25 protein-coding genes are annotated in these 24,886 nt (G+C 65.5%); 10 read left to right on the forward strand and 15 right to left on the reverse strand.

The window, feature by feature from the left end; translation table 11 throughout:
• Positions 1-9: 9 nt before the first annotated feature.
• Positions 10-849 (reverse strand): GNAT family N-acetyltransferase, encoded by an 840-nt coding sequence (locus ACVWY3_RS07945; RefSeq protein ID WP_456837953.1) that lies wholly within the window; start codon positions 847-849, stop codon positions 10-12.
• A 112-nt stretch (positions 850-961) separates the two neighbouring features.
• Between ACVWY3_RS07945 and ACVWY3_RS07950 the strand changes: the two genes are divergently transcribed.
• Complete coding sequence (locus ACVWY3_RS07950; RefSeq protein ID WP_456837954.1) at positions 962-1,666, forward strand: SDR family oxidoreductase; 705 nt, start codon at positions 962-964, stop codon at positions 1,664-1,666.
• 88 nt (positions 1,667-1,754) lie between these two features.
• Here the strand turns inward: ACVWY3_RS07950 and ACVWY3_RS07955 are convergent, their stop codons facing one another.
• On the reverse strand, positions 1,755-2,816 hold the full coding sequence (locus tag ACVWY3_RS07955; RefSeq protein ID WP_456837955.1) for a serine hydrolase: 1,062 nt from the start codon (positions 2,814-2,816) through the stop codon (positions 1,755-1,757).
• 274 nt (positions 2,817-3,090) lie between these two features.
• Between ACVWY3_RS07955 and ACVWY3_RS07960 the strand changes: the two genes are divergently transcribed.
• From ACVWY3_RS07960 to ACVWY3_RS07975, 4 genes are all read left to right on the forward strand, one after another.
• Complete coding sequence (locus ACVWY3_RS07960; protein WP_456837956.1) at positions 3,091-3,477, forward strand: ArsR/SmtB family transcription factor; 387 nt, start codon at positions 3,091-3,093, stop codon at positions 3,475-3,477.
• Positions 3,478-3,479: 2 nt separating this feature from the next.
• The gene (locus ACVWY3_RS07965) at positions 3,480-3,971 is read left to right on the forward strand and encodes an SRPBCC family protein (protein ID WP_456837957.1); all 492 of its coding nucleotides are present in this window, start codon (positions 3,480-3,482) and stop codon (positions 3,969-3,971) included.
• 800 nt (positions 3,972-4,771) lie between these two features.
• The gene (locus tag ACVWY3_RS07970; RefSeq protein WP_456843313.1) at positions 4,772-5,269 is read left to right on the forward strand and encodes a ferritin-like domain-containing protein; all 498 of its coding nucleotides are present in this window, start codon (positions 4,772-4,774) and stop codon (positions 5,267-5,269) included.
• A 132-nt stretch (positions 5,270-5,401) separates the two neighbouring features.
• Entirely contained in the window at positions 5,402-5,668 is a 267-nt protein-coding gene (locus ACVWY3_RS07975) for a hypothetical protein (RefSeq protein ID WP_456843314.1), read from the forward strand.
• Positions 5,669-5,719: 51 nt separating this feature from the next.
• On the opposite strand, the gene ACVWY3_RS07980 is transcribed toward ACVWY3_RS07975, so the two are convergent.
• Positions 5,720-6,691, reverse strand: a complete 972-nt coding sequence (locus ACVWY3_RS07980) for a Bug family tripartite tricarboxylate transporter substrate binding protein (protein ID WP_456837958.1) — start codon at positions 6,689-6,691, stop codon at positions 5,720-5,722.
• A 36-nt stretch (positions 6,692-6,727) separates the two neighbouring features.
• A complete protein-coding gene (locus tag ACVWY3_RS07985) occupies positions 6,728-7,612 on the reverse strand; it encodes an IclR family transcriptional regulator (RefSeq protein ID WP_456837959.1) in 885 nt (294 codons plus the stop codon).
• A 211-nt stretch (positions 7,613-7,823) separates the two neighbouring features.
• Here ACVWY3_RS07985 and ACVWY3_RS07990 point away from each other — a divergent pair, with 211 nt between their 5' ends.
• Positions 7,824-8,666, forward strand: coding sequence for a hypothetical protein (locus ACVWY3_RS07990; RefSeq protein WP_456837960.1), 843 nt, complete (start codon positions 7,824-7,826; stop codon positions 8,664-8,666).
• A 62-nt stretch (positions 8,667-8,728) separates the two neighbouring features.
• On the opposite strand, the gene ACVWY3_RS07995 is transcribed toward ACVWY3_RS07990, so the two are convergent.
• From ACVWY3_RS07995 to ACVWY3_RS08010, 4 genes are all read right to left on the reverse strand, one after another.
• Positions 8,729-9,937, reverse strand: coding sequence for an ABC transporter substrate-binding protein (locus ACVWY3_RS07995; protein WP_456837961.1), 1,209 nt, complete (start codon positions 9,935-9,937; stop codon positions 8,729-8,731).
• 37 nt (positions 9,938-9,974) lie between these two features.
• A complete protein-coding gene (locus tag ACVWY3_RS08000) occupies positions 9,975-10,826 on the reverse strand; it encodes a fumarylacetoacetate hydrolase family protein (RefSeq protein ID WP_456837962.1) in 852 nt (283 codons plus the stop codon).
• Between the two features lie 25 nt (positions 10,827-10,851).
• A complete protein-coding gene (mhpA, locus tag ACVWY3_RS08005; protein WP_456837963.1) occupies positions 10,852-12,375 on the reverse strand; it encodes a bifunctional 3-(3-hydroxy-phenyl)propionate/3-hydroxycinnamic acid hydroxylase MhpA in 1,524 nt (507 codons plus the stop codon).
• 71 nt (positions 12,376-12,446) lie between these two features.
• Entirely contained in the window at positions 12,447-13,238 is a 792-nt protein-coding gene (locus tag ACVWY3_RS08010; RefSeq protein ID WP_456837964.1) for a DNA-binding transcriptional regulator, read from the reverse strand.
• A gap of 146 nt (positions 13,239-13,384) precedes the next feature.
• On the opposite strand from ACVWY3_RS08010, the gene ACVWY3_RS08015 reads away from it, so the two are divergent.
• A complete protein-coding gene (locus ACVWY3_RS08015) occupies positions 13,385-14,368 on the forward strand; it encodes a VOC family protein (RefSeq protein ID WP_456837965.1) in 984 nt (327 codons plus the stop codon).
• Positions 14,369-14,386: 18 nt separating this feature from the next.
• Here the strand turns inward: ACVWY3_RS08015 and ACVWY3_RS08020 are convergent, their stop codons facing one another.
• Both ACVWY3_RS08020 and ACVWY3_RS08025 read right to left on the reverse strand, forming a co-directional pair.
• Complete coding sequence (locus ACVWY3_RS08020; protein WP_456837966.1) at positions 14,387-15,040, reverse strand: response regulator; 654 nt, start codon at positions 15,038-15,040, stop codon at positions 14,387-14,389.
• Positions 15,037-16,419, reverse strand: a complete 1,383-nt coding sequence (locus ACVWY3_RS08025; RefSeq protein ID WP_456837967.1) for a histidine kinase — start codon at positions 16,417-16,419, stop codon at positions 15,037-15,039. The genes ACVWY3_RS08020 and ACVWY3_RS08025 overlap by 4 nt, the downstream gene beginning before the upstream one ends.
• Positions 16,420-16,606: 187 nt before the next feature.
• On the opposite strand from ACVWY3_RS08025, the gene ACVWY3_RS08030 reads away from it, so the two are divergent.
• On the forward strand, positions 16,607-17,470 hold the full coding sequence (locus ACVWY3_RS08030) for a DUF2380 domain-containing protein (RefSeq protein ID WP_456837968.1): 864 nt from the start codon (positions 16,607-16,609) through the stop codon (positions 17,468-17,470).
• Between the two features lie 57 nt (positions 17,471-17,527).
• Here ACVWY3_RS08030 and ACVWY3_RS08035 read toward each other — a convergent pair whose 3' ends face one another.
• The 3 genes from ACVWY3_RS08035 to ACVWY3_RS08045 are packed head-to-tail and all read right to left on the reverse strand — an operon-like array spanning position 17,528 to position 20,565.
• Positions 17,528-18,565, reverse strand: a complete 1,038-nt coding sequence (locus ACVWY3_RS08035) for an L-idonate 5-dehydrogenase (RefSeq protein WP_456837969.1) — start codon at positions 18,563-18,565, stop codon at positions 17,528-17,530.
• 20 nt (positions 18,566-18,585) lie between these two features.
• Positions 18,586-19,353 carry an SDR family oxidoreductase gene (locus ACVWY3_RS08040; RefSeq protein WP_456837970.1) on the reverse strand — a complete coding sequence of 256 codons (768 nt, stop codon included), beginning with the start codon at positions 19,351-19,353 and terminating at the stop codon, positions 18,586-18,588.
• Positions 19,354-19,365: 12 nt separating this feature from the next.
• Positions 19,366-20,565, reverse strand: coding sequence for a mandelate racemase/muconate lactonizing enzyme family protein (locus tag ACVWY3_RS08045; RefSeq protein WP_456837971.1), 1,200 nt, complete (start codon positions 20,563-20,565; stop codon positions 19,366-19,368).
• A gap of 178 nt (positions 20,566-20,743) precedes the next feature.
• Between ACVWY3_RS08045 and ACVWY3_RS08050 the strand changes: the two genes are divergently transcribed.
• A complete protein-coding gene (locus ACVWY3_RS08050) occupies positions 20,744-21,511 on the forward strand; it encodes a GntR family transcriptional regulator (protein ID WP_456837972.1) in 768 nt (255 codons plus the stop codon).
• 24 nt (positions 21,512-21,535) lie between these two features.
• A complete protein-coding gene (locus tag ACVWY3_RS08055; RefSeq protein ID WP_456837973.1) occupies positions 21,536-22,900 on the forward strand; it encodes an MFS transporter in 1,365 nt (454 codons plus the stop codon).
• 88 nt (positions 22,901-22,988) lie between these two features.
• On the opposite strand, the gene ACVWY3_RS08060 is transcribed toward ACVWY3_RS08055, so the two are convergent.
• The gene (locus ACVWY3_RS08060; RefSeq protein WP_456837974.1) at positions 22,989-24,239 is read right to left on the reverse strand and encodes an arsenic transporter; all 1,251 of its coding nucleotides are present in this window, start codon (positions 24,237-24,239) and stop codon (positions 22,989-22,991) included.
• A gap of 123 nt (positions 24,240-24,362) precedes the next feature.
• A complete protein-coding gene (locus ACVWY3_RS08065; RefSeq protein ID WP_456837975.1) occupies positions 24,363-24,803 on the reverse strand; it encodes an EamA family transporter in 441 nt (146 codons plus the stop codon).
• Between the last annotated feature and the right edge of the window lie 83 nt (positions 24,804-24,886).

Here is a 24,886-nt window from a genome sequence, read left to right on the forward strand (position 1 = left end):
ATGCACTAGCTAACCCAGCTCAAAGCTGGTCACGCCGAAGACGCGGTCGATCCGCAAGCTCCGGATCGGCCCGGTATACATCCGCGCCGTCTCGAACACCGGCTTGAGCCCGAGCTGTTCCGCCAGAGCAATTGCCTCGCGGTTGACGGCGGGGACATCGAGAAAGATCTCGCCGCCGCCCGCTGTTGCCAGCAAGGCCTGCACGATCGCCTCCGCAGCGGCGCGATCATCGGCGACGAGCGGGCCGATCTTGCAGCCGCTCCGGCAGGGCCGGATCACGCCCCATGCGGCGAGCTTGCCGTCGCGCATCAGCGCGCGGCCGATATGGCCCGATGTCCCGATCCAGGCGCGCAGGAACGCGCTGCGCCGGGCCGGGAAGACCGTCGCATCGTCGGCTTCCACCAGCGCGAACGGGACCGTGTCGAGCGCAACGGCATCGGCTCGCGGCGACGGCGCCGCGATGACGCCGCCATAGCGGATGTTGGCGTAGGCGAGCTGGAAGCCGGACTTTTTATAGTTGTCCTGCTGCGCCACGACGCCGTCGAGCCCGATCACGCGCGCGCCCGCATGCGCGATTGCCGCGTTCCAGATGCTGAGGCCGTGGCCTCTGCCGCGAAAGCTCGCGCGCACGATGTAGAAGCCGAGAAAGGCGAAGCGATCATCGTAGTTGACGCAGGAGACGGTCGCGACCGACTCGCCCTCGATCTCGCCGACGAAGAAACCCTCCGCGTCGGGGATCGAAAAGCAGGCGGCATCGGAGAGGCCCGGATTCCAGCCCTCGGCCGCGGCCCAGTCGGCGGCGAGGGAAATTTCGTCAGGGCGCAGATTGCGGATCTGCAGGTCGCTCATGGTGGATTCTCTCGGCGGATGCTCTCGGCGGTGGACCTGCCGGCAGCTCCGGCAGTAGAAGGCCTCATGATAGGCCGGGCCTGCGGCTCGCCTCAACACAGGGACCATGGTCATGGCAGCAGAGAAGGTCGCACTCGTCACCGCCGGCGGCAGCGGCATGGGGGCAGGGGCCGCGCGGCGCCTTGCGGCCGACGGCTTTCGCGTCGCGATCCTGTCGTCCTCCGGCAAGGGCGAGGCGCTGGCCGCCGAGCTCGGCGGGTTCGGCGTCACGGGCTCCAACAAGTCGAACGATGATCTAAGGCGCCTCGTCGACGGCGCACTGGCCAAGTGGGGCCGCATCGACGTGCTCGTCAACAGCGCGGGCCATGGGCCGCGTGCGCCGATCACGGAGATCACCGACGAGCAATGGCACGCCGGCCTCGATACTTATCTCCTCAACGTGATCCGTCCGACCAGGCTGGTCACGCCCATCATGCAGGCGCAGAAGGCGGGCGCCATCATCAACATCTCGACCGCCTGGGCGTTCGAGCCGAGCGCGATGTTTCCGACCTCCGCGGTGTTCCGCGCCGGGCTCGCCGCTTTCACCAAGATCTTCACCGACACCCATGCCGCCGACAACATCCGCATGAACAACGTGCTCCCAGGCTGGATCGACAGCCTGCCGCAGCAGGACGCGCGGCGCGACAGCGTGCCGATGCGGCGCTACGGCAAGGTCGAGGAGATCGCCGCGACGATCGCGTTCCTGGCCTCCGACGGCGCGGCCTATATCACCGGCCAGAACATCCGCGTCGACGGCGGGCTGACGCGCTCGGTCTGAGCCTAGCCGAGCGCCGGATACTGAGCTTCATCCCGTTCCGGATCTGGCGTGAAAGCCCCCGGCTCAGCCGGGGCTTTCTGATTCGAAGCTAGCCGCCATGCGAGGCGATCAGATGCGCCAGCGCGGGCAGGATCTTGTAGCGGGCGATCTCGTGCGGATATTCCCCGCGATTGGCGAGCAGGACGATGCCGATCCGCCGCGTCGGCACGAGACCGAGATAGCCGGAGGCGTTGTTGAGGCCACCCGGCTTGTCGACGATGAGGACGCCGGGCAGGCGTACATTCTCCCAGGCCATGCCCTGTCCGAATTTCTCGTCGACGCGGAAGACCTCGTGTTGCGTCATCCGCAATGCCTCGCGCAGATCCGGGTCGATCGACCGGCCGTCGACTGAGGCCCCGACGAAGGTCGCAAGGTCGCGCGCAGACGAAAACATCTGGCCTGTGCCGGGAAAATCGTAATAGCTCTGCTGGTTGCCGGGCGGGCCGATCGCCATGCCCTGATCCGAATAGCCTTGCACGACGCGCTGCATCCAGGCCGCGTCCATCACGGCGCGATCGTCCGGCCCGCGCTCGGGCACGGAGGTCGCGGTCATGCCGAGCGGCCTGAAGATATTTTGTTCGAGCAGCGTCGCGATCGGGGCGCCGTAACAGCGCTCGAGCACGAGCTGAAGCAGCACATATCCGGCATGGCTGTAGACGCGCTGCCTGCCGGGCGCTTCGCCGGCCTGCGGTTCCCATGCGTTGAGCATCTCGATGAACTGCGCCCGGTTGAAGGAATCGTTTGGCCATGGCGGATGATCGGTCGCAAGCAGCAGTCCCGACGTGTGCGCGGCGAGCTGACCGACGGTGACGCGGCCGACATAATCGCCGGTGAGTTCAGGCAGGTATTTCGGCAAGGCATCGTCGAGCCGCAACTCGCCGCGTAGCGTGCCGAGCGCGACCAGCGTCGCCTCGAACGGTTTACGCAGTGAAGCGATGTTGAACAGCGTGTCAGGTGTGACCGGCCGGCGGCTCGCCTCGTCCGCAAAGCCGAACGTGAAGAACTCGACATGGCGCCCGGCATAGAGCGCGGCGGCAAGACCGCCCGGATGATCCGGCCTCGAGGTCGGCGCGAGTTCGGCGGCGACGATATCGCGCATCTGCGCGATCATGTCTGAGTCCGCAAATGTGCGCCGCGGGGAAAGCGCGATCGCCAGCGGAACAAGCGCAGCCCGGGCGAAGCTTCGTCGGGTGATCGGGAGGGATGTGACAACAGGCGGCACGCGCTCTAGTGGATCTGCTTGTGCACCCCCGGGCATCTTTTAGCGGGGAGGGCGCGATGCCCCAATTCACGATTGCGCGTTGTGGGTTCCGTTGGTCACCGTTTACTTAGCCAATAGGCTAACGATTGTTGACATCCGGCATTTGCCGTGATTAGTTAGCTTCATGGCTAACCAATTATCCCGCCTCGACCAGATTTTCGCGGCGCTTGCCGATCCCACCCGGCGGGCGATCGTGATGCGGCTGTGCGCCGGCGAGGCGTCGGTCGGCGAGCTTGCCGACCCCTTCGACATGGCGCTGCCGAGCTTCATGAAACACATCCACGTGCTGGAGACGAGCGGGCTCGTTCAGTCGGAGAAATCCGGCCGCGTGCGCACCTGCCGTCTCAGTCCGGATGCGCTTGTCGGCGCCGAGGACTGGTTCCAGCAGCAGCGCGCAATCTGGGAGGCGCGGCTCGACCGGTTCGAGGCCTATGTGATGAAGCTCAAGAAGGAGAAGGAGGCGGCCGCCGCCAAGCGGCCGTCCCGAACCACCAAACGGAAAGGTGCCTGACGATGACGAGTTCTGCCAATCCCGCTTTGTCGCAATGGTCGCTCGACCGCGAGATCGTGATGTCGCGCGTGATCGACGCGCCGCGCGAGCTGGTGTTCGAGGCCTGGTCCGACCCGAAACATCTGCCGCAATGGTTCGGACCGAAGGGATTCAAGGTCGAGACATTCGAGATCGACGTCCGCGTCGGCGGCGTCTGGCGCTTCAACATGATCGGCCCCGACGGCACGGTCTATCCGAACCGGATGAGCTTCCGCCGCATCGAGCGGCCGTCGCTGATGGAGATGGATCACGGCACCGACCAGGACGATGATCCCGGCATGTTCCGTTTCACCGTCACCTTTGCCGAGCAGAGCAACGGCAAGACGGTGCTGATGATGCGGCAACTGACCTCGAGCACTGCGCAGCGCGACGGCATGATCGGCTTCGGCGCGGTCGAATACGGCTACCAGACGCTGGACAAGCTGGCGGCCTATGTGTCGCTGATGAAGCGGTGAGGCTTTAACATGGAGCGGCCCCAGCGAGGGGAGGATCGCGCTGGGGCCGCTCTTGCGCGTGCGCCATGAAAAGGGACCGGCTTCGATGCGCGATCCGTGGTCAGCTAGCGCCGCGGCGTGACGCCGTTGGAGGGCGGAGTCGTTTCGTTGCGCATGCCGGGAGGGCTCGAAGCACCTTGTCCGCCGCGTTCTACATGGGAGATGCCGCCACCGCCACTGCCGGCACCTCCGTCTCCGCTCCCGCCCGAACCGGATCCGCCTGAACCCGCGCCAGCTCCGCCTGCTCCAGCGCCGGCACCGGCGCCAGCGCCGCCACCGGCTCCTCCAGCACCGCCTCCGGCACCGCCGCCCGCACCTTGTGCGAACGCTGCGCCGACCGAAGCGCCCGCGAGCACCGCGGCTGTGAAGATCGTTAGAACTGTCTTACGCATATTGCTTCTCCTCGAGGTTTTCGCACGTGACCAATCGCGTGCGACGCTGACCCGTTCCTATGCGAAGCGTGGTCGGAGGTCGTTGGTGCGGACACGTGGCAACCTCGTCGAATGTTCAGCGAGGAGATCAAGCGCAGCAGGCAAAACAAAAGCGGCCGCGCGACTCCATGTTGTCGAGAACAACTGTCCAAGGGCGGCGTTCCTACAAGCGCAGGTGGTTTGATGTTCGGCTATCGCAGGTTAGCGTCGGGTCCGAACATCGGAACAGCGGCCGATCAGCTGCGGCAAACCGGCCTGATTTCCTGGAGGAACGATCCTTACGAGCTGCGGTTTGCGGAACGAGGCCAGTCAATACGAAAGGACAGGACAATGGCTAACGCAGCTCGCGATACGTTCGTGGTGGGATTACGCAATGCACACGCGATGGAAGTTCAGGCGCGAGAGTTGATGGAGCGCCAGTCGGAACGTCTGGACGAGTATCCGGAGGTCAAGGCGAAAGTCTCCGCCCATCTTCAGGAGACCAACGAGCAGCTGAGGCGACTGGAGCAATGTCTGGAGGCCTGCGGCGAGAGCACGTCGAGCCTCAAGGATACGGCGCAGTCAGTGATGGCGAACATGCAGGCCATGGCACACTCGGCGGCCGGCGATGAGATCCTCAAGAACACCTTCGCCAACAATGCATTCGAGAATTTCGAGATCGCCGCTTACAAATCTCTCCTCGCGCTCTGCGGCGCCGCAGGAGTGCCGGCGGCCAAGGAGAAGCTCGAGGCCTCGCTGAAGGAAGAGCAGCGCATGGCGTCGTGGATCGACTCCAACGTCGAGAAGGTGACGATGGAATATCTGGCGCATCAGCGCCGGGCAGCCTGATCCTCGAGCCATTCTGCCGGGATCAGGCCCACCGGCCCGCAGCGCGCGGCCGGTGGTCTTGCCATGCCGCCGCACCGGCGGCATGGACCGAAGACCGGCAGGAACGATCGCGGCCGTCTCGCTTTGGCGATGATGAGACATGTTATCTTCAGCGACTACCGCAATCCGGCCGCCGAGGAGGCTTACGAGATCGCCTGGGACTTTCTCGCGCGGACCGGCGCCATTCGCGACGAGTTCGAAGCCTGGGTGTTCCTGGCGCAGCGGATCGCCGCGATGGTCGACCAGGGCCAGACCAACCGTATCCGCATGGCCAATCGCGCGATCTCCGAATACCAGCGCCACGCCGATGAATGCGACGATCTCGTCTGCTGCGGCGGCTGCCGCGGCGAGGGGCGTTGAGCGCCGGTATCCGATGCGCCATGTCCGGGACGCCGGCGCGGCGGCGGCACGCTACTCGCCCTTGAGGCCGGCCTCGCGGATCAGCGCGCTCCACTTCTGCGTCTCGTTGTCGATGAACTGGCCGAAGGTGGCGGCATTGGCCGGCCGCACCTCCAGGCCCTGGGCTGTCAGCTTGTCCTTGATCGCGGGTTCGGCGAGCGCACGCAGCACCTCAGCCTGAAGCTTGTCAACGATCTCACGCGGCGTGGTCGCGGGCGCCATGAAGCCGTACCATCCGGCGGCGACCACGTTGGGAAAACCCTGCTCGCGCAGGGTCGGTGCCTGCGGGTAGAGCGCGCTGCGTTCGGCCGAGGCGACGCCGAGCACGATGAACTTGCCGCTTTGGATGTAGGGTAGCGCGGTCGGCAGCGCCGTCAGCGTGGCGTCGACGCGCCCGGCGAGCAGCTCGGTGTAAGAGGCCGCATCGCCGCGGAAGGGGATGTTGAGGCCCTTGACGCCGGCGTCGCGGAACAGGAGCTCGCCGGCAAGGTGCGGCTGCGAGCCGGCACCGGGCGAGGCAAAGGTCAGCCCATCCGGCTTCGACTTACCATAGGCGATCAACTCGGAGAGCGACTTGAACGGCGCCTCCGCGCTGATGATCAGGAACAGCGGCGCGATCACGGCCATGGCGACCGGCTGAAGATCCCGGCGCTCGTAGGTCAGCTTGCCGAACAGCGCTTCCGCGGTGGCATAGGGCGCGGCGACATAGAGCAGCGTGTAGCCGTCGCCCGGTGCGTGCGCGACCGTGTCATTGGCGATGCGCGTGCCGGCGCCCGGCTTGTTCTCGACGATGAACTGCTGATGCAGGTTGCGGCCGAACTCTTCGGCGAGCAGGCGCAGCGAGATGTCGTTGGAGCCGCCCGGTCCGTAGGGCGAGATCAGCCGCACCAGGTGCGAGGGCCAGGCGTCCTCAGCGCGTGCGGCGAATGGGACGCAGGGTAGGGCAAGCGCAGTCCCCAGCAATGTTCGGCGCGTGATGGTCATGTTGGCCTCCCGGGTGTGGAGCGCCGGTTTTATTGTTCATCGATTGGCGCTCTTCTTGTTCGATTTTCGCCTCTCGACGGCGGGCTCCGCCGCATGGACCACTGCGCGGATGCTGTCGGCAAGGGCGGCGATCCGCGGGCCGATCTCTCCTTCCAGCTGACCTGGCTGGAGCCGGAATGCGGGGATGCCGCAATTGATCGAGAAGGACTGATTGAGCTCGCGCGCGTGAAACAACGGCGCAGCGACGGCATGGATCGAGGCGATGTACTCGCCAATACAGGTGCAGAAGCCGCGGCTGGCGCATTGGGCGAGGCCGGTGCGGTATTTGTCGCGGAAGGCTGCCCACAGCTCGGCGTCTTCGGCTGCGATCTGCCGTTCAAGCCGCTCCGCGTCGGCCGGCGGCAAGATTGCTGCCGCGGCGCGGCCCATCGCGGTCATCACGACGGGAATCGGCATGCCGACGTCGGGCACATGCGGACCGACATCGCCGGAGCGCGCGGTCTCGACGTAGATCATCGAGGTCGCATCGAGCAGGCCGATCGAGACCGTGCCGCGCACGCTCTGTGCCAACTCCTGCATCATCGGCCGCGCCATCTGCCGGAACTGCATGTCGGCAAGCAGCGGGTGCGCCATCCGCAGCGCACGGGCCGCGAGACGGTATTTCGTCCGCACGGCTTCGTAGCGGAGGTATCCAAGCTCGGCCAGCGTGTGCGTCAGCCGCGCCACCGTCGGCCGCGGGATGCCGGTCAGCTTCGACAGCTCCATGTTGCCGAGCAAGGTGGTGCCGGCCTTGAAGGCTTCGAGTACGACGAGACCTTTTGCCAGCGTTGTTGCGAAGGCCGCGTCATCGGTGCTTGTCGCGAGCACTGCGGCGGCGGTCGCGTGCGGAAGACGGCGTCTAGCTAGGGAAGTGCGGACCATGCCCGAATATCGAACGCAAGACCCAGACTTGTCCAATAAAATCGGATATGGCTCCGATATCGTCCACCATGCGGACGCTAGTTCGCGGTTGTCGCTGCCGCCGCAACCGCGCCGGGAACGTTCAAGCGCACAAAATTTTGTCGCGATCGCGTGGCGTCTTGTGACATTATTGTTACGAAGACATGTCACATCGATTACAGCGGAGCGATTCATGTTGCGGTGGCAGGCACGTTCAAATCCCCTCGCGTGGTGGTGGGGGTCCTTAACGCTGGTCAGCGCTGCAAACATTCTCGTCTGGTTCATGCTGTACCGCGAGTTCTATCCGACGGTCGCAGGCAGCGTCGGTGGCGGCTCGGATATCGGCCTGATGTTCCTGCTTTGCGCCGCCTATGTGTTCGGCTGCGCCTTCCGCTCGGTGCTGCCGCGCGCCGATGTGCAGCGCATCTGCCTGTTCGACACCTGGCTGTCGAGCGTGTTCGTCGGCCGCACGGTCGCGACCGTGGCCGAAGTCTGCTTCGCCGCGCAATGGGCCATCATCCTGCACCAGTTCGGCACCATGACCGGCGCGGAGACCGCGGTGACCATCGCGTGGTTGATCGTGCCCGAGATCATCGTCGCGGAGTGCTTCTCCTGGTACGCGGTCGTGACCACCAACTTCCTCTACAACGCGATCGAGAACTCGCTGTGGGCGGTGACCTTCTTCCTCGCCGGCATCGCGCTGTGCCGTCTGATGCCGGAATTCCAGGGGCCGGTGCGCTGGGCGCTGATCGCCGGCATCGTCGGCATCGGCTGCTTCCTCGCCTTCCTGGTCACCATCGACGTGCCGATGTATCTCAGCCGATGGCGGGCAGGGCATGCCGAGGGCAACAGATTCCTTGGCCTGCTCGAAGGCCTGCATGACGTCTCGACGCGCTGGGTCGTGACGCACGACATCGCGCACTGGAAGGGCGAGCTGACCTGGATGTTCCTGTATTTCAGCGCCGCGGTCTGGTCGAGCCTCGCGCTCTGCGCGCTCTATGCGATGGAAGGCTATCTCACGCGGTATCTCGCCTGAGGTTGCCTCTTATTTGAGGCGTTTTTTTACGCGAACCGGTATCCACTTCGCTTCAAAACGCTCTATTTGCCGACCAGGGTGCATTTGCTGCGATCGAGCGGGCGGAAGGCCTGGTCGGGTGGGATCGTCGCGACCAGCTTGACGAAGTCCCACGCGCCTCTGGATTCCTCCGGGGTGTTGACCTGCACCAGATAAAGATCGTGCACCATGCGCTGATCCTCGCGGATGCGGCCGTTGGTGGTGTAGGCGTCCGATACCGGCGTCGCCTTCATTTTGGCCATCACGACGGCGCCCTCGTCGGAGTCGGTGTCCTTCACCGCCTGCAGATAGTGGCGTACGGCGGAATACACGCCGGCCTGGATTTGCGAGGGCATCGCCTTGCGTCGTGCGTAGAACGCGTCCGAAAATTTTCGAGCGGCGGGCGAGACGTCCTCGAAGAAGGAGGTGACGATGAGGTCGCCGCGCGTCGCCTTCAGCCCGACCGCGTCGATGTCGACGTTCTGGAACGACATTGGGACGATCTTCATGCCTTGGCTGGCGAGCCCGAATTCCTCGGCCTGCTTGATCGCGGTCGCATTGTCGCCGGCAACGTTGATCGCCAGGATCTTGGCGCCCGACGACTGCGCCTGAAGCAGGAATGAGCTGTAATCGGGCGTGCCGAGCTGCGCCTTGACGCTGCCGGCGACCTTGCCGCCGAGCGCGGCGATGCGCTCGCGCGCGGTCACCTCGATCGAATGGCCGAAGGCGTAGTCGCCGGTGATGAAGAACCAGGGCTCCTTGCTGGTCTGCATGATGCCGGAGACGACCGCTGTCGCGGTGGAATAGGCGTCCTGGGTCCACTGCACGCTGGTCGGCGCGCAGGCATCGTCGGTGAGCTGGTTAGCGCCGGCGCCGGAGACGAGGAATATCCTGCCGTTGCCACGCACCAGCTCCTGCACCGCGAGCGCGGCGCCCGAGCTGCCGCCGTCGGCGATTGCCTGGACGCCGTCGCTGAACCATTTTCGCGCCAAGGATGCGGCGAGATCCGGCTTGTTCTGGTGGTCGGCCTGCAAGATCTCGATCGGCTTGCCGTTGATCCTGCCGCCGAACTCTTCCGCCGCCATGCGCGCCGCCTCGACCGAGCCCGGGCCCATCGCGGTCGCGAACACGCCGTTCATGTCGGTGAGCACGCCGATGCGGATGGCATCGCCCTTGATCTCGGCACGCGCGGCGGGGCCCGCGAGAGCCAGAGCGGCCAGCAGCATGGTGGATGTGGTGCGGAGGGGATTCATGGCGTTTCCTGATTTTATCGTTGATCGGTCTGGGCGGTCAGGCCCGTTCGGCGATGACCTTGTTGCGCAGGATGCCGATGCCGGAGATCTCAACCTCGACGGTGTCGCCCGGGCGCATCCACAAAGGCGGCGTGCGCTTGGCGCCGACGCCGCCTGGCGTGCCGGTGACAATGACGTCGCCGGGGACGAGCGGGCAGATCGTGGAGATATAGGCGATCAGTTCGGGGATGCCGGTGATCAGGAGATCGGTGGTGGTATCCTGCACCACCGCGCCGTTGAGCCGCGTCTGCAAAGTGAGCTTCGACGGGTCCGGAATTTCGTCCGTCGTCACCAGCCACGGGCCGAAGCTGCCGCTCTCCGCAAAGGTCTTGCCGGAGAGGAATTGACTGGTGTGGCGCTGCCAGTCGCGGATACTGCCTTCATTGTAGCAGGCATAGCCGGCGATGTGGTCGAGCGCACGGCTCGCGGGAATGTGCCGGCCGCCCGTGCCGATGACGAGCGCGAGCTCCCCCTCATAGTCGAAATCATCGCTGACCTCAGGCTTCACGATCGGCTGAAGATGGCCAACCTGGCTGCAGGGGAAGCGGACGAACAGCGCCGGCTTCTCGGTGACGGTGCGCCCGGTCTCGGCGACATGGTCGCGGTAGTTGAGGCCGACGCAGATGATCTTGCCGGGATCGGGGATGACGGGGGCGAAGGCGATCTTGTCGAGAAGATGATCGGGTGCAGCGGATGCGACGATCTCGGCCGCCTCGGCAAGGCGGCCGGCTTCGAGCAGCTGGCGCAGCGTGGCGCAGGGTGCCATGCGCCTGCCGAGATCAACGACGCCATTGTCCTTGAGGGCCCCGAACGAGGCGTGTCCGCCGGCAACGAATGAGAGCAGCTTCATGAGATGTCCTTGAAAGTGGGTTCGGTCAGGCCGCGGACGGCACTTGGGCTGAAGGAATTTGGGTTGGAGGATTGATGGCGGCGATGAGCCGCTCGAGCTCGGACTCGTTGCGGGCGGTCCCGCGGATGTAACGGTCAGGACGAACCAGCGCGGCGATGACGCCGTGCTCGCGCAGCCAGTCTCCGACGCCTTCGACATCGTCGCCGGCGAGGATCTCGATCCCAGCCTGCGACAGGGTGAGGCGCGACGGCAGTGCGGCCGCGGTCTCGACGAGCAGCACATGATGATAGCCGGTCCGGTCGTCGCTGCGGCGTCCGTCGCTCAGCATGAATTGCGGTGCGAGATGTCCCGCGAGCGGCAGGTCGCCGAACGCGAGACCGGGGCCGAGCAGGGGCTTCTTCACTTCCAGCTTGACCGGCGCGTTCTCGCGCGCTTGGCCGGCGGCAAGGCCGGCCTCGATCGCCTTTGTGTTGATGACACCGCCGAGGCGAATGGCGAGCTCGATGAACTCGCGCACATGCGGCAGCCGTTCACTCTGATAGGTGTCGAGCAGATCGGCGCTCGCGCCAGCGCGGATGACGCTGGCGAGCTTCCAGGCAAGGTTGGCGGCATCGCGAATGCCGGCGCACATGCCCTGGCCGAGAAAGGGCGGGGTCTGGTGCGCGGAATCGCCCGCGAGCAGCAGCCGGCTATTGCGCCATTGCTGCGCGATCGCCGAATGAAAGGTGTAGACCGCGGCACGCTCGATCTCGGCATCGTCGGGAGTGACCCAGCGCGACAGCAGCTCCCAGACTTTCGCCGGCTGTGCCACGTCCTGTGAGTCCTCGTCCGGAAGCACCGTGATCTCCCAGCGCCGGCGCGTGCCGGTGCCGCGGACGTAAGTCGCGGGCCGCCGCGGATCGCAATGCTGAATGCTGTAATCGCCGAGGTCGTCGCGCTCGCGCTTGAGTAACACGTCGATCACCAGCCAGCGTTCGTGGAAGCCGAGATCGTCCATGCCGGAGCCGATGAAGCGGCGCACCAGCGAGCGGGCGCCGTCGCAGCCGATGACATAGGCAGCGCGGACCTCGGTCAGCTTGCCGTTTGACAGGTCCTCATAGCGGACGCGCACGCCGGTCTCGTCCTGATCGAGCGCGAACACATCGCAGCGGCTGCGCAAGGTGACGTGCCCCCAGCGCGCGAGACCAGAAATCAGCACGTCCTCCAGATCGGGCTGATGGAAGCGGTAACTGAGATTCCAGCCCATCGGCGTCAGCGTCTGTGGCCGCGACCAGTCCAGCAGCATCTTGCCGTTCGCATCAAGGAAGAGCATGCCGGGACTGAGGATGGTTTGCGGCAGGATCGCGTCGGCAAGCCCGATGGTCTGGAACACGCGCATGCATTCATCGTCGAAATGCACCGCGCGCGGCAAATGATAGGTCCGCGCTTCGCGCTCCAGCACCAGCGTCCGCACGCCGCACAGGCCGAGCAGGTTGGCGAGCGTGGCGCCCACCGGCCCGCGGCCGACGATGACGACGTCAAACTCTTCAGGGATGGATTTATCTTGCATGGGGCATCTTTTCCCATGCGGGGCCGGCCCTTCAACGCCGGCGTGCCAAGTGTCCGCCCAGCGGACGGCCTCTATCCCGCGACATGAATGGCCGACGCCGCCTCCATCAGCTGGCTCGCGAACTGCGCGACCGCTTCCTCGATCCCCAGCGCCGAACGGATCCAGATGATCGAGATGCAGCCGAATACGGCGCCGTCCCGCACGATGGCAACGGCAATCGAAGCCGTCTTGGGATTGTATTCGCCCTCGCTTCGAATTGCGTAACCTCGCGCGGCAGTCTCGGCGATCATGCGGTCGAGCCGGCCCTGGTCGAGGAAGGGGCGGTCTTCGGCCTCATCGATGCGGCGGAGATGATTGATGATGAGATCGCGTTCGTGCGCAGGGCAGGCGGCGAGATAGGCGCGGCCCGCAGACGTGCGCAGCATGGGCAGGCGTTTACCGATCATGCCGCGGTCGATCGAGAGCGGGCTGCGAGAGTGCGTGGTCTCCTGCACCACCATCGCCGCGTTCTCATAGGTGGAGAGATCGACCGGCCAGATCAGCTTCCTGCTGAGATCTGCGAGATAAGGCGCCGCCGCCTGGCAGATCACCACTCCTGGATCGTAGCCGTCGCCGAGGCTCAACGCGCGCCGGGTGACCCGAAATCGGTCGTCGCTGGCGCTGCGCGCGATGTAGCCGAGCTCCTCCAGGGTTTCGAGGAGGCGGTAGACGGTGGGTCGCGGCAGGTCGAGCGCGCGGGCAACGTCGCCGGCGCGGATGCCGCCGGAGCGGTTGACCTCGTGCAGCACGTCGAGCCCGCGCTTGAAGGCGCGGACGCCCTCAGACTGCCGCGGCTGGCCGTTCCGCGTCCGCTCCTTGGACACTCGGTATTTCCTCCCTTGTGGCACGTCCCGGCGCGCCTATTGTCGTCGCTGACGCGAGGCGATTGCGGGACGCCACCGTAGGATCGCGCGCGGCCGGTATCAAGCTCGCCGCAATATGGCGACCACGATGCTTCGGGAGGAATTCGATGGAAATCGCAGCGCTCGGCTATATCGGAATCAGTTCATCCCAGCTCGACCAGTGGAGCCGGATGGCGACCGGGCTGCTCGGCATGCAGCAGGTCGATCGCGGTGGCAAGATGCGCGCCTTCCGCATGGACGACCGCAAGCAGCGGCTGATCGTCGACGGCGGCAGCGATGCCGGGCTGGCGGTGATGGGCTGGGAAGTTCCGTCGACCGCTGAGCTGGATCAGTTGGCGGGCCGACTGGAAAGCCACGGCGTCAAGGTCACGCGCGGTTCGCGCGCGCTCGCTGACGAGCGGCATGTCGCCGAGCTGATCGCGTTTGCCGATCCCGCCGGCAACGGGCTGGAGGCTTTTTGCAAGCCGGAGCTCGCGAGCGAGCCGTTCAAGCCGGGCCGCCCGATCTCGGGGTTCCGTACCGGGGCGCTCGGCATGGGGCATGTCGTGCTCAATGTGGAGGATGTCGAGCCGCTGTTGCCGTTCTATCGCGACGTGCTCGGCTTTCACGTCTCGGATTTTGGGCTGAAGCCTTACGGGCTCTATTTCTTCCACGTCAACGGCCGCCACCACTCCTTTGCGATGGTCGGCTCGGGACGGAAGGCGATGCATCACTTCATGGTCGAGCTCGGCTGCCTCGATGATGTCGGGCAGGGCTATGATCTCGCGCAGATGGACGAGGGACGCATCGCCTACACGCTGGGCCGGCACACCAATGACCACATGACCTCGTTCTACGTGAATACGCCGTCCGGCTTCTTCATCGAATACGGCTGGGGCGGACGCGTCATCGATCCCGAAACCTGGCAGCCGCACGAGACCTTTGACGGGCCCTCCCTGTGGGGCCACGAGCGGCTCCGCATGCCCGAGGAGCCGCGCAAGCGATTGCGTGACATGCGGCTCGACGCGGCTGCCCGCGGCGTGCGCGTCGCCGACCCACGCGTGCCGCCGCTCAACTGCGCGTGGCTGGACTCAGTGGTCGCGCGGGAATGATCTTCGGCCACGTCGCGATCACGTCTCGCGGAGATCGACCTCGGTCAGCAGTCCCTGACGCAGTGCCAGCCGGACCAGCTCGATGTCGGAACCGACGCCGAGCTTGTCCTTGATCAGCGAATGCAGGTTGGCGACCGTCTTCGGGCTGACATGCAGCGTCTCGGCGATCTCCTCCGTCGTGTTCTCGGCGAGCAGCAGCCGCAGCACCTCGAACTCGCGCGGCGTCAGCACGTCGGCGGCCGAGCTCTCGCCGCTGATCCGGCTCAGTGCGAGCTCGTGGTCGATGTCGGGGCTGATGGCGATCTTGCCGGCCAGCACGTCCATCACCGCGCGCACCAGCGTCTCCGGCGGGCTCATCTTGGTGACGTATCCGCGCGCGCCGGCGCGGATCGCCTGCACCGCGAAACCGGCATTCTGGTGCATGGTGAAGACCAGGATCCGTGCGGTCTTGTCCCATTGCCTGATGCGCCTGACGGCCTCGATGCCGCCGATGCCGGGCATGCTCAGATCCATGATGACGAGGTCGGGCGCCTCGGATTTGAACAGGCGGTAGGCCTCGGCGCCGTCGGACGCCTCGGCCACCACGCGCAGGCCCGGCTGCTTCTCGAGCACGGAGCGGTAGCCTTCGCGCACGACGGAATGATCGTCGACCAGCAGAATCGTCGCGGTCATGCCGCGTGCTCCAGAACCGGCCGATCGGCGGCCGCCAGCGGGATGACGACGCGCAGCGCCGAGCCGCCATTCGGTCCCGGCTCGAAGCTCAGCCGGCCGCGCAAGGCCGCGACGCGTTCGCGCATGCCGAGCAGGCCCATTCCGGATTTTCCGGCGGGATCGGCCGAGCGGCCGTCATCGTCGATCGCGAGTGCGATCTCGTCGGGGCGCATCGTCAGTTCCAGGCTGACCTTGGTGGCGCCGGCGTGCTTGGCGGCGTTGGTCAGCGCCTCCTGCACGATGCGGTAGAGATTGGCGCTGATGGTCGCCGGCAGCGTCTCGAACGTGCCGTCGAAACGGATCGCAAAGCGCGTCTCGCCGCGGCTGCGCCCGTTCCACCCCGCGACCAGGCCTTCCAGGCTGGCGACCAGCCCAAGCTCCTCGACATCGGGCGGGCGCAGCCGGAACAGCGCCCCGCGCAGCGTCTCCATCATGCCGGTCGCGGTTCGTGCGATGCCGTCGCATTCGCCGAGCAGGGCAGGGCAGTCCTGCGCGGCGGTCTGGCGGGCCGAGGAGGCGAGCGCGCGGATGGCGGCCAGCGACTGGCCGAACTCGTCATGAAGCTCGCGTGCCAAATGACGACGCTCCTCGTCCTGGAGCGCGATCAGTTTCCGCGTCAGCTCGTTCCGCTCGGCGAGCGCAGTGTCGAGGCTTTCGGCGAGATGATTGAAGACGTCGCGGATGGCGGACAGCTCGGCGAGGTCGAACGGCGGCAGCCGCGCGGTGAGGTCACCGGCGGCGACCTGTTCGAGGCCGGTGCGGATCATGTGGGTCGGGCGCAGCGCCCGCGCCAGCGCGGCATAGACCAGGACGCACAACAGCGGCAGGGCGATCGCAAGCGCCAGCATCAGACGGCCGGCCTCATGCCAGGCCTCGGCCGTCTGCACCGCCGGATCGAGCCAGACCACGGCATCGCCGAGCTTTGCTCCGCGCACGATCACCGGCCTTGCCGCCTCGCGGCCGGGGTCGAACAGGCTGCGATAGAACGCCGTGAAGGCCTGCGGCGGCGGCGTTGCCGGAGGCACGCCACTACAGAATCGCTGGAGCATGTCGCCGCTGGTGCCGCGGACGGCCAGACACAGGCCGGGCGTCATCACATAGGCCGCAACGGGATCCAGATTCGGAAAGTCCGCGCGCGGCCCTGCCACCCACTGGATCTTGCCCTGCTGCAGCTCCAGCGACTTCGCCACGATGCCGGCGATACTGTCGATCCGCGCATGGGCGGCGCGGTCGGCCGTGATGAGGAAATAGGCGGAGATCGCGGCGAAGCAGGCGGCCGATATGGCGGCCACGCGCAACGTCAGTCGGACCTTCAGATCGAACCTCGGACGGTTCCACATCGGCGGGCACCTGGCGAACGGATTTGTCGCCTGCGCATTAAACGGCAGAACGCAAGCGGCGCAAAGCGTTACGCTTCACTGCAGTGCAATGACGTGAAATTTTCCCGGCGCTGATCGGGATCGCCGCGGCTGCAGGGCGCAGGGCGGCCCGCCAGATTGCGGCGCCGCTCCACCTCATGAGGCCCGCATGCGCCGCACCCGATCGATCCTCTCTGCGCTTTTCCTCCTGGTCCTCCCGGCGGCCTCTTCGCCGGCGACTGCCGAGGCCGCCATTGGCGTGGCCATCGACGATTTCAGCTATACCGACACGTCGGCCGAGCCCGCGGACCAGACCGCCGCCCACGAGCGTCGGCTGTCGGCGTTCATGGCGGCGCTGAGGCGGGATATTGGCGCGGATGGCCGTTACAGCCTGGTGCCGTCGGCCCAGGAGGGCGCAGCGTTCAAGGTCATCGGCGGCATCCAGAAGACCAGCACGCTGGTGCAATGGGCCAAGGTCGCCGTGATCGACGTCGGCGCCAAAAAGCTGGTGATGGACAAGCTCTACACCTTCCGCGGCGACAATGACCAATCATGGGAGCGCGCCGAGATGTTTGTCTCGCGCGAGGTGATGGCCGCGCTCGCCGCGCCCGCGCCGGTCGCGCTGGCGGTGTTCGATTTCGAGCTGGAGGACACGACCGCTGCATCAGGGGGCGCCTCAGCCACATCGGATGCGTCATACCTCGCCGAGGTCACCGCCGGCGTGCGCGAGTTGCTGGGACAATCCGGCCGCTATCGCGTCATCGATGTCGGCCGCGAGGCGAAGGCGCATGCCTTGCGCGACTGCAACGGCTGCGAGGCGGCGATCGCGCAGAAGCTCGGCGCGGACCAGTCGTTGATCGGCGTGGTGCGGCGGGTCAGCCGCACCGAATACACCCTTGGCTTCCAGGTCCGCGATGCCAGGACCGGCGCGGTGTTGGCGCGCGGCGATAGCGGTCTGCGCATGGGCGCGGACTATTCGTGGAAGCGTGGCGCGGTGCGGCTGGTCAGCGAAAAACTGGTCGGAAGCCAGTAGCCAGAGTTTATTGTTTGAGCATGATCTTATCGGAAAACCGCCGCGCGATTTTCCGGATCATGCTCCGAAAGTCAGTTGGACCTTCATCGATTGCGAGCGGTCGCTGGCGAGCTCGAAGGCAGCGACCGCGTTCTCGAACGGCATGGTCGCCGTGATCAGCGGCTTGACGTCGATCAGGCCGTCGCCCATCAGCCGCACCGCCAGCTCGAACTCGGGATCGAAGCGGAAGGTGCCGCGCAGCTGCAACTCCTTGGCGACGATGGAGTTGATCGGCAGCGTCATCTCGCCGCCGAGGCCGAGCTGGACCAGCGTCGCGCCGGGCCTCAGCACGTCGAGCGCAGTGCGCAGCGCCGCTTGGTTGCCCGATGCTTCGAATAGCGTGTCGAACACGCCCTTGCCGGCGCGCCAGAGATCGAGCGCGGTGGCATCGCTCGCGACGTTGATGGCATGCGTCGCGCCGAGCTTTTTCGCGACCGCGAGCGGAGCGTCGGCCACATCGGTGACCACGATTTCAGACGCGCCGCCGAAGCGTGCGACCAGAATCATCAGCGCGCCGATCGGGCCGCAGCCGGTGATCAGCACGCGCTTGCCGAGCAGGGGGCCGGCCTGCTTGCCGGCATGCAGGCACACTGCGAGCGGCTCGGCGACCGCAGCTTCCGCCAGCGATAGCTTGTCGGCGATCGGCACGGCCTGCGCCGCGTCGACCGTGATGAACTCGCGAAAACCGCCCTGCACATGGGGAAAGCGCATCGCGCTGCCGAGGAAGCGCATGTCGAGGCACTGGTTGCGCATGCCTTCCCGGCAATGCAGGCACGCTCCGCATGGCTTGCTCGGATTGACCGCGACGCGGGTGCCGGCCTTCACACTGGTAAGGCCGTCACCCACCGCCGCAACCACGCCGGCGATCTCGTGCCCCAGCGCCATCGGCTGCTGGATACGCACCACGCCGAAGCCACCGTGGTGGTAGTAGTGCAGGTCGGAGCCGCAGATGCCGCCATTGGCGATCTTGACGCGGACTTCGCCCGGGCCAGGCTCCGCATCAGGATAGGTATCGATCCGGAGGTCTTTCGGAGCGTGGATGACGATGGCGCGCATGGCTGGTTCCTTTTTCGCGATTACATCGCGGCGATCATGCCGCCATCGACATAGATGATCTGGCCGTTGACATAGGTGGAGGCGTCCGAGGCGAGAAAGATCGCGGCGCCCACCAGCTCGTCCGGCTTGCCCCAGCGTTTTGACGGGATGCGCCCCATCAGCCAGTTGTTGAAGTCGGCGTTGTTGACCAGCGCCTCGTTCATGTCGGTGAGCATGTAGCCGGGGCCGATCGCGTTGGCCTGGATGCCGTGCTGGGCCCATTCCACCGCCATCGAGCGCGTCAAATTCTTGATGCCGCCCTTGGCAGCGGTGTAGGGGGCAATCGTCGGGCGCGCGAGCTCGCTGCCGAGCGAGCCGATATTGATGACCTTGCCGCGCTTGCGCGGGATCATGCGCTTGGCCGCCTCGCGGCCGATCACGAAAGCGCTGGTGAGATCGGTTTCGATCACCTTGCGCCATTCGTCGGTGGTGAACTCCACCAGCGGCTTGCGATGCTGGATGCCCGCATTGTTGACGAGGATGTCGACCGCGAGCCCTTCGCGGTCGAAGCGCTCGAAGGCGGCGACGATCGCGGGCTCGTCGGTGACGTTGAACGCAGCACCTTCGGCCTGGTGCCCGGCGGCACGAAACTCGGCAACAGCCTGCTCGACGCGCTTGGCATCGATGCCGTTGATGATGATCTTCGCGCCGGCCTTGGCCATGCCTTCGGCGATGGCGCGGCCGAGCCCGCGGGAGGAGCCGGTCACGAGCGCGGTGCGGCCGGAAAGGTCGAAGAGGGCGGTGCTCATCTCAAGAATTCCTCAGACGTTGGAGCGGCGCACGGTGAGATCGGTGCGCTCGAAAACGGCGGGCAGAAGGTCAACGCCAAGGCCGGGGCCTTCCATCGGGAAGACGTAGCCGTCCTTGATCACGGGCATCGTCGTGACGAGCTCATTGTACCAGCCCTTGTAGAAGGCGCGCACCGATTCCTGGATCAAGGTGTTGGGCTGGCTGAACGACATGTGGATGGCGGCGATGAAGCCGACCGGGCCAATACAGTCATGAGGAGCAAAAGGCCGGTGGTAGGTCTCGGCCATCGCCGCAATCTTGCGGCCTTCGGTGAGGCCGCCGGTCCAGCACAGGTCGGCCATCACGACATGCATGGCGTCGCGGTCGAGCATGTCCTTGTAGGGGAAGCGCGAGCCCAGCGTCTCGCTGGCGCAGACCCAGACGTCGGTCGAGCGGGCATATTCGGCCAGTGCCTGCGGCGAGTTCATGCGGATCGGATCTTCGTACCAGGTCGGCTTGTAGGGCTCGAGCGCGCGGGCGATCTGCTTGGCAGTCGGCAGATTCCACAGCGAGTGGAGCTCGACCATGATCTCCATCTTGTCGCCGACGGCTTTGCGGATCTTCTCGAACGGCTCGATCGCCTGCTTCATCTGCGCGGCGGTGATAAAGAGACCCTTGTTCTCCTGCGCCGCCGGATCGAACGGCCAGATCTTCATCGCGGAGATGCCGCTTTCCAAGAGGCTTTCGGCGAGCGCATCGGCGCGGTTCATGAAGCCGTCGAGGTCTTCATAGGGACCCTTGGACGCACCGAGATTCCAGTTCGAGACCGGGCTGATATTGGTGGAGCGGACATATTGCGTGCCGGCGCAGGTGTTGTAGATGCGCTGCTTGTCGCGGCAGAGGCCGCCGAGCATCTGATGCACCGGCTGATTGCAGACCTTGCCGAACAGATCCCACAGCGCGATGTCGATCGCCGACGCTGCACGATATTCGACGCCGGTCGAGGACTGCGCCATCGGCAGGTTCAGCATGTCGCGATGGATCGCCTCGATGTGCAGCGGATTGCGCCCGAGCAGGCGGCCCGCGAACGTGTCGTGGATCTGCGCTTCGACTGCGCCCGCGCCATAGAAGGTCTCGCCGAGACCGATCACGCCGGCATCCGTGTGGATGCGTACCCAGATGACGTTGGAGAATTCCCCGGTGCGCAGCGTCTCGATCGCTGTGATCTTCACGGCCATTGTCCTCCCATCGAACTTGCGCCGGCGCCAACTTTTCATTTTGCGCTGCAACATGTTGCAGGTCGCGCGGACGTCTTACGCCTGCTTGTAATATATCACAACATGTTTTAAGGGTGCCACAAATATGGCGCCACCGCGCAACGAGCGCGCGGATCTAACGGGAGAGGACGACATGGCACGCCGCAAGCGCGCGCTCGAGGTGGTGAGAAACGACGACGACGGCGAGGGCAAGCCCTCGCGGCGCAACCGGCTCAATTTCTTCGAGCTGGCCTATCAGAAGATCGAAGAGCTCCTTGTGCATTGCGAGCTCAAGCCCGGACAATTCATGACGATGCTGGAGTTGCAGCAGATCACCGGTTTCGGCCGCACGCCGGTGCATCACGCCGTCAATCGTCTGTCCGCCGATACGCTCATCATCATCCGGCCGCGCCACGGCTTGCACATCGCGCCGATCGATCTTGCGCGTGAGCGGATGCTGCTGGCCTTGCGCCGCGACATGGAGCGTTTCGTCATTCGCCTCGCGGCGGATCGCGCCAGCCTTTCCCACCGCAGTCAGGCGCTCCACATCGAGCGGCTGCTGCGCGAACGTCGCGCCACCTTGACGCTCGACGAGTTCAACAGCCTCGACCGGCGTATCGACGCGCTGGTGCTCGAGGCGGCCGGCGAGCCGTTCCTGGTGCACACGCTGCGGCCGCTGCACACGCTCTATCGCCGCATCGGTTACATCCACCACCGCTTCATGCCGGGGCAGGCCGATCTGTCAGGAACGATCGATCATCACCTCGGCATTCTCAACGCAGTCGCGAACCGCCGCGCCGAGGATGCCGTCAAGGCGAGCGATGCACTGATCGACTACATGGGCTCCATGTTCACTGGCATGGAGGCGGGGATCGATCCGCGCCTGCTCGATTGCAGCATCGAGCCGCTGCTCGGCACGTAAAGAGTTCAGAAGAAAGGAAGAAGAATGTCAACGATGGCGATGCCACAACCGAGCGCGAGCGAAGCCGCAGTCCGCTACCTCATCACGAACTACAGTCCCAAGGGCAACAAGGTTGGCTGGCTGATGATGGCCTCGATCCTGGTCGAGGCCTGGGACCTCTATTCGATCGCCTTCGTGCTGATCTTTATCCGCGAGCAGTACAATCCCGATCCGCTGATGCTCGGCCTTGCCGCGGCGGGCACGCAGGGCGGCGCGCTGATCGGCGCGCTGCTCGGCGGCTGGATGTCCGACAAGATCGGCCGACGCGTCATGTTCCTGGTCACGATGGTGCTGTTCATCGTGCTGGCGCTGGCGCAGGCCTTCGTGCCGAACGTTACGTGGCTCGTCGTGATCCGCTTCCTGCTCGGCATCCCGCTCGGTTCGGACATCTCGACCGGCTACACCTACATCATGGAATCCATGGCCAAGGGTGAGCGCGAGGTCATGGGCAATCGCTGGCAGTTCATGTTCGCCGTCGGCGAGGTGCTGACCATCGGGGTCATCGTGATCTTCCTGCTGATCGACATGCAGCACGAGATGCTGTGGCGCGTGACGCTCGGCCTCGGCGCGGTGCCGGCGCTGATCATCCTGATCATGCGCCACGACGTGCCGGAGACGGCGGTCTGGCTGGTACAAAAGGGACGCTACCGCGAGGCCAAGCAGGTCGCGCGCGAGATGTTCAACGACAGTCTCGACATGCTGCCGGATCAAGACGTGGAGGTGCCGAAGGTCTCGACTCGCGCCTTCCTCGCCGACCTCAAGAAGGACCCGATCCGCTGGCGCGCAACCATCTACGGCTGGATCGCCTGCTTCGCGCAAGGCAGCGAGTTCTCGACCTTCGCGTTCTACCTGCCGGTGCTGTTCGTGATGGTCGGCGTGTCGAGCGTGCTCGGCAACAACCTCGTCACGATGGCGCTGTTCTGCTTCGCCGCTCTGTCCGGCTGGGTCGGCCCGCTCCTGACGCCGAAGATCGGTCATCGCGGCATTGCGATCGCCGGTTTCGGCATCGTGCTGGCCTCGCTTTTGGTCGCCGCCTTCGCGCTCTACACTGACAACAAGATGCTGCTGCCGTTCGCGGCCGCCGCCATGCTGTGGGGCCACTACTGGGATGCGTCGAACTGCATGACGATCCCGACCATGGTCGCCAAGCCGAAATATCGCGGCACCGCCAGCGGCTTCGCCTACATGTTCGTGAAATTGCCGTCGTTCCTGGCGATCTTCCTGTTCCCCTCGCTGTTCGCGGCGATCGGGCAGGCCAATGCCACGCTGTTCGTCGCAATCTTCCCGCTGATCGGATTGCTCGCCGCAATCTTCATCCTGCCGGAAGTCTACGGCTACGAGAACGACTAGAACATGATCCGGACCCGGAGGACCGCGTTAGCGCAAAGTGCGCAGCGGTTTTCCGATAAGATCATGCTCAAACAATAGAGTCTGAACGCTACCTGATTGCGGCCGCAAGGGCCGCGATCAGGGCCGGCGGCGTCACGAGAAGTCCCAATTTGAGGAAGGGCCAGGCGCCGACCTCGATCTTCTCGCGGCGCAGCGCCACCAGCCACAGGATGGTGGCGAGCGATCCGGTGATGGAGAAATTCGGCCCCAGGTCGACGCCGACCAGGATGGCGCTGCCGACCGACGTGGGCAGGTGATCGGCGGCCACGATCGAGCCCGCGACGAGGCCAACGGGAAGATTGTTGGCGACGTTGTCGGCGATCGCGGTGGCGATGCCGACGCTCCAGGCGGCTTTCGGCACGGATTGGGCGACGGCCTGATGCAACAGCGCGCTGAGCTGCCCGATCACGCCGGTCTTGATCAGCGCTTCCACCATCACGAACAACCCGCCGACCAGCGGCAGCACGCTCCAGGACACGTGCTTGAGCACCGGCACGGGCGACTGACGGCTGAGCAGCAGGACGAGGCCGGTCGTCACGGCGCCGCAGATGAAGGTCGGCAGGCCGAGCTGCTTGTCGAGCGCGGAGGCCGTGACCAGCACGACGCCGATCGCGGCAATGCCGATCGCGGTCAGCTTGCCGCCGCGGCTGAGCACCTTGTGCGGCACGCGGCGCTCGATGGTCTCCTCCTTCAGCGCGCGATGCTGGGTGAGGCGCAGTACGACATAGGTCAGCACGATCGAGGTAAGCGAGGGCAGAGCGAACTGACGCAGCCATTCGGTCAGATGCGGCATGTGCGAGCCGAACACCACGAGATTGGCGGGGTTCGAGATCGGCAGCACGAAGCTTGCGGCGTTTGCAATGAAGGCGCAGACAAAAAGATAGGGCAGCGGCTGGGCGCCGGCCGCACGCGTTGCGGCATAGACCGCCGGCGTCAGCACGATCGCGGTCGCGTCGTTCGACAAGAGCACCGTGACCATCGTGCCGACAAGATAGATCAGCAAGAACAGCCGCTGCGGCGAGCCGTCTGCATACTCAACCGCGAGCGCGGCAAGATAATCGAAAAGGCCTTCGAGCCGGGCGAGCTCGGCGATCAGCATCATGCCGATCAGGAAGAGATAGACGTCGATGCCCTTCTCGATGCCGACAAGCGCGTCTTGCCAAGGCAGGAAGCCGAGCAGCACCAGCGCCGCGGCGCCGATCACGGCCCAGATCGCCTCTTGAAGACGGAACGGGCGGATAATGACGCACGCGGTCGCGGCGACGATGATGCTCCAGGCCCAGATGGCGTCAGACGGCACTTTCAGTCCTTGAGGCGGAATGGGTTCATTCGGCAGCGATAGCGGAAGCCGGAGCTGCTGTCTTCCTCCTGTGCCCGCACGGGCCTTTTCCAACGGGAATGAGATCGGCGCGACAGGGAAGCCTCAAAACTTCACGGCCAGCAGCACGGCGCCGGCACCGATCATGGTGATCCCGACCCAGCCCTGCGCGGTCGGCCGTTCGCCGAGAAAGGCGAATGCAAACAGGGCGACCAGCACGACGCTGAGCTTGTCGATCGGCGCGACCAGCGTGGCGGGGCCGAGCTTGAGTGCGCGGAAATAGCACAGCCAGGAGGCGCCGGTCGCGAGCCCCGACAGGATCAGGAACAGCCATGTCCTCGACGAAGCCGCCGAGGGCATGGCGAATTGGCCGGTGAAGAACAGCAGCACCGAGAAGGCGAGCAGCACCACGACGGTGCGGATGAAGGTGGCGAGGTCCGGATTGATGTTCTCGACGCCGACCTTGGCGAAGATTGCGGTCAGCGCGGCAAAGCAGGCGGAGAGGAGCGCCCAGGTCTGCCAGGCGGAGAGGAGGGCGGATTTCATCGGGGTGCCGGATCAAGTTTTTGCGAGGTGACGGGGCAGACGCTGCGGGCCAACACCGCTGTCGTCCCGGACAAGCGAAGCGA

It is taken from the genome of Bradyrhizobium sp. USDA 4486 (assembly GCF_054057995.1).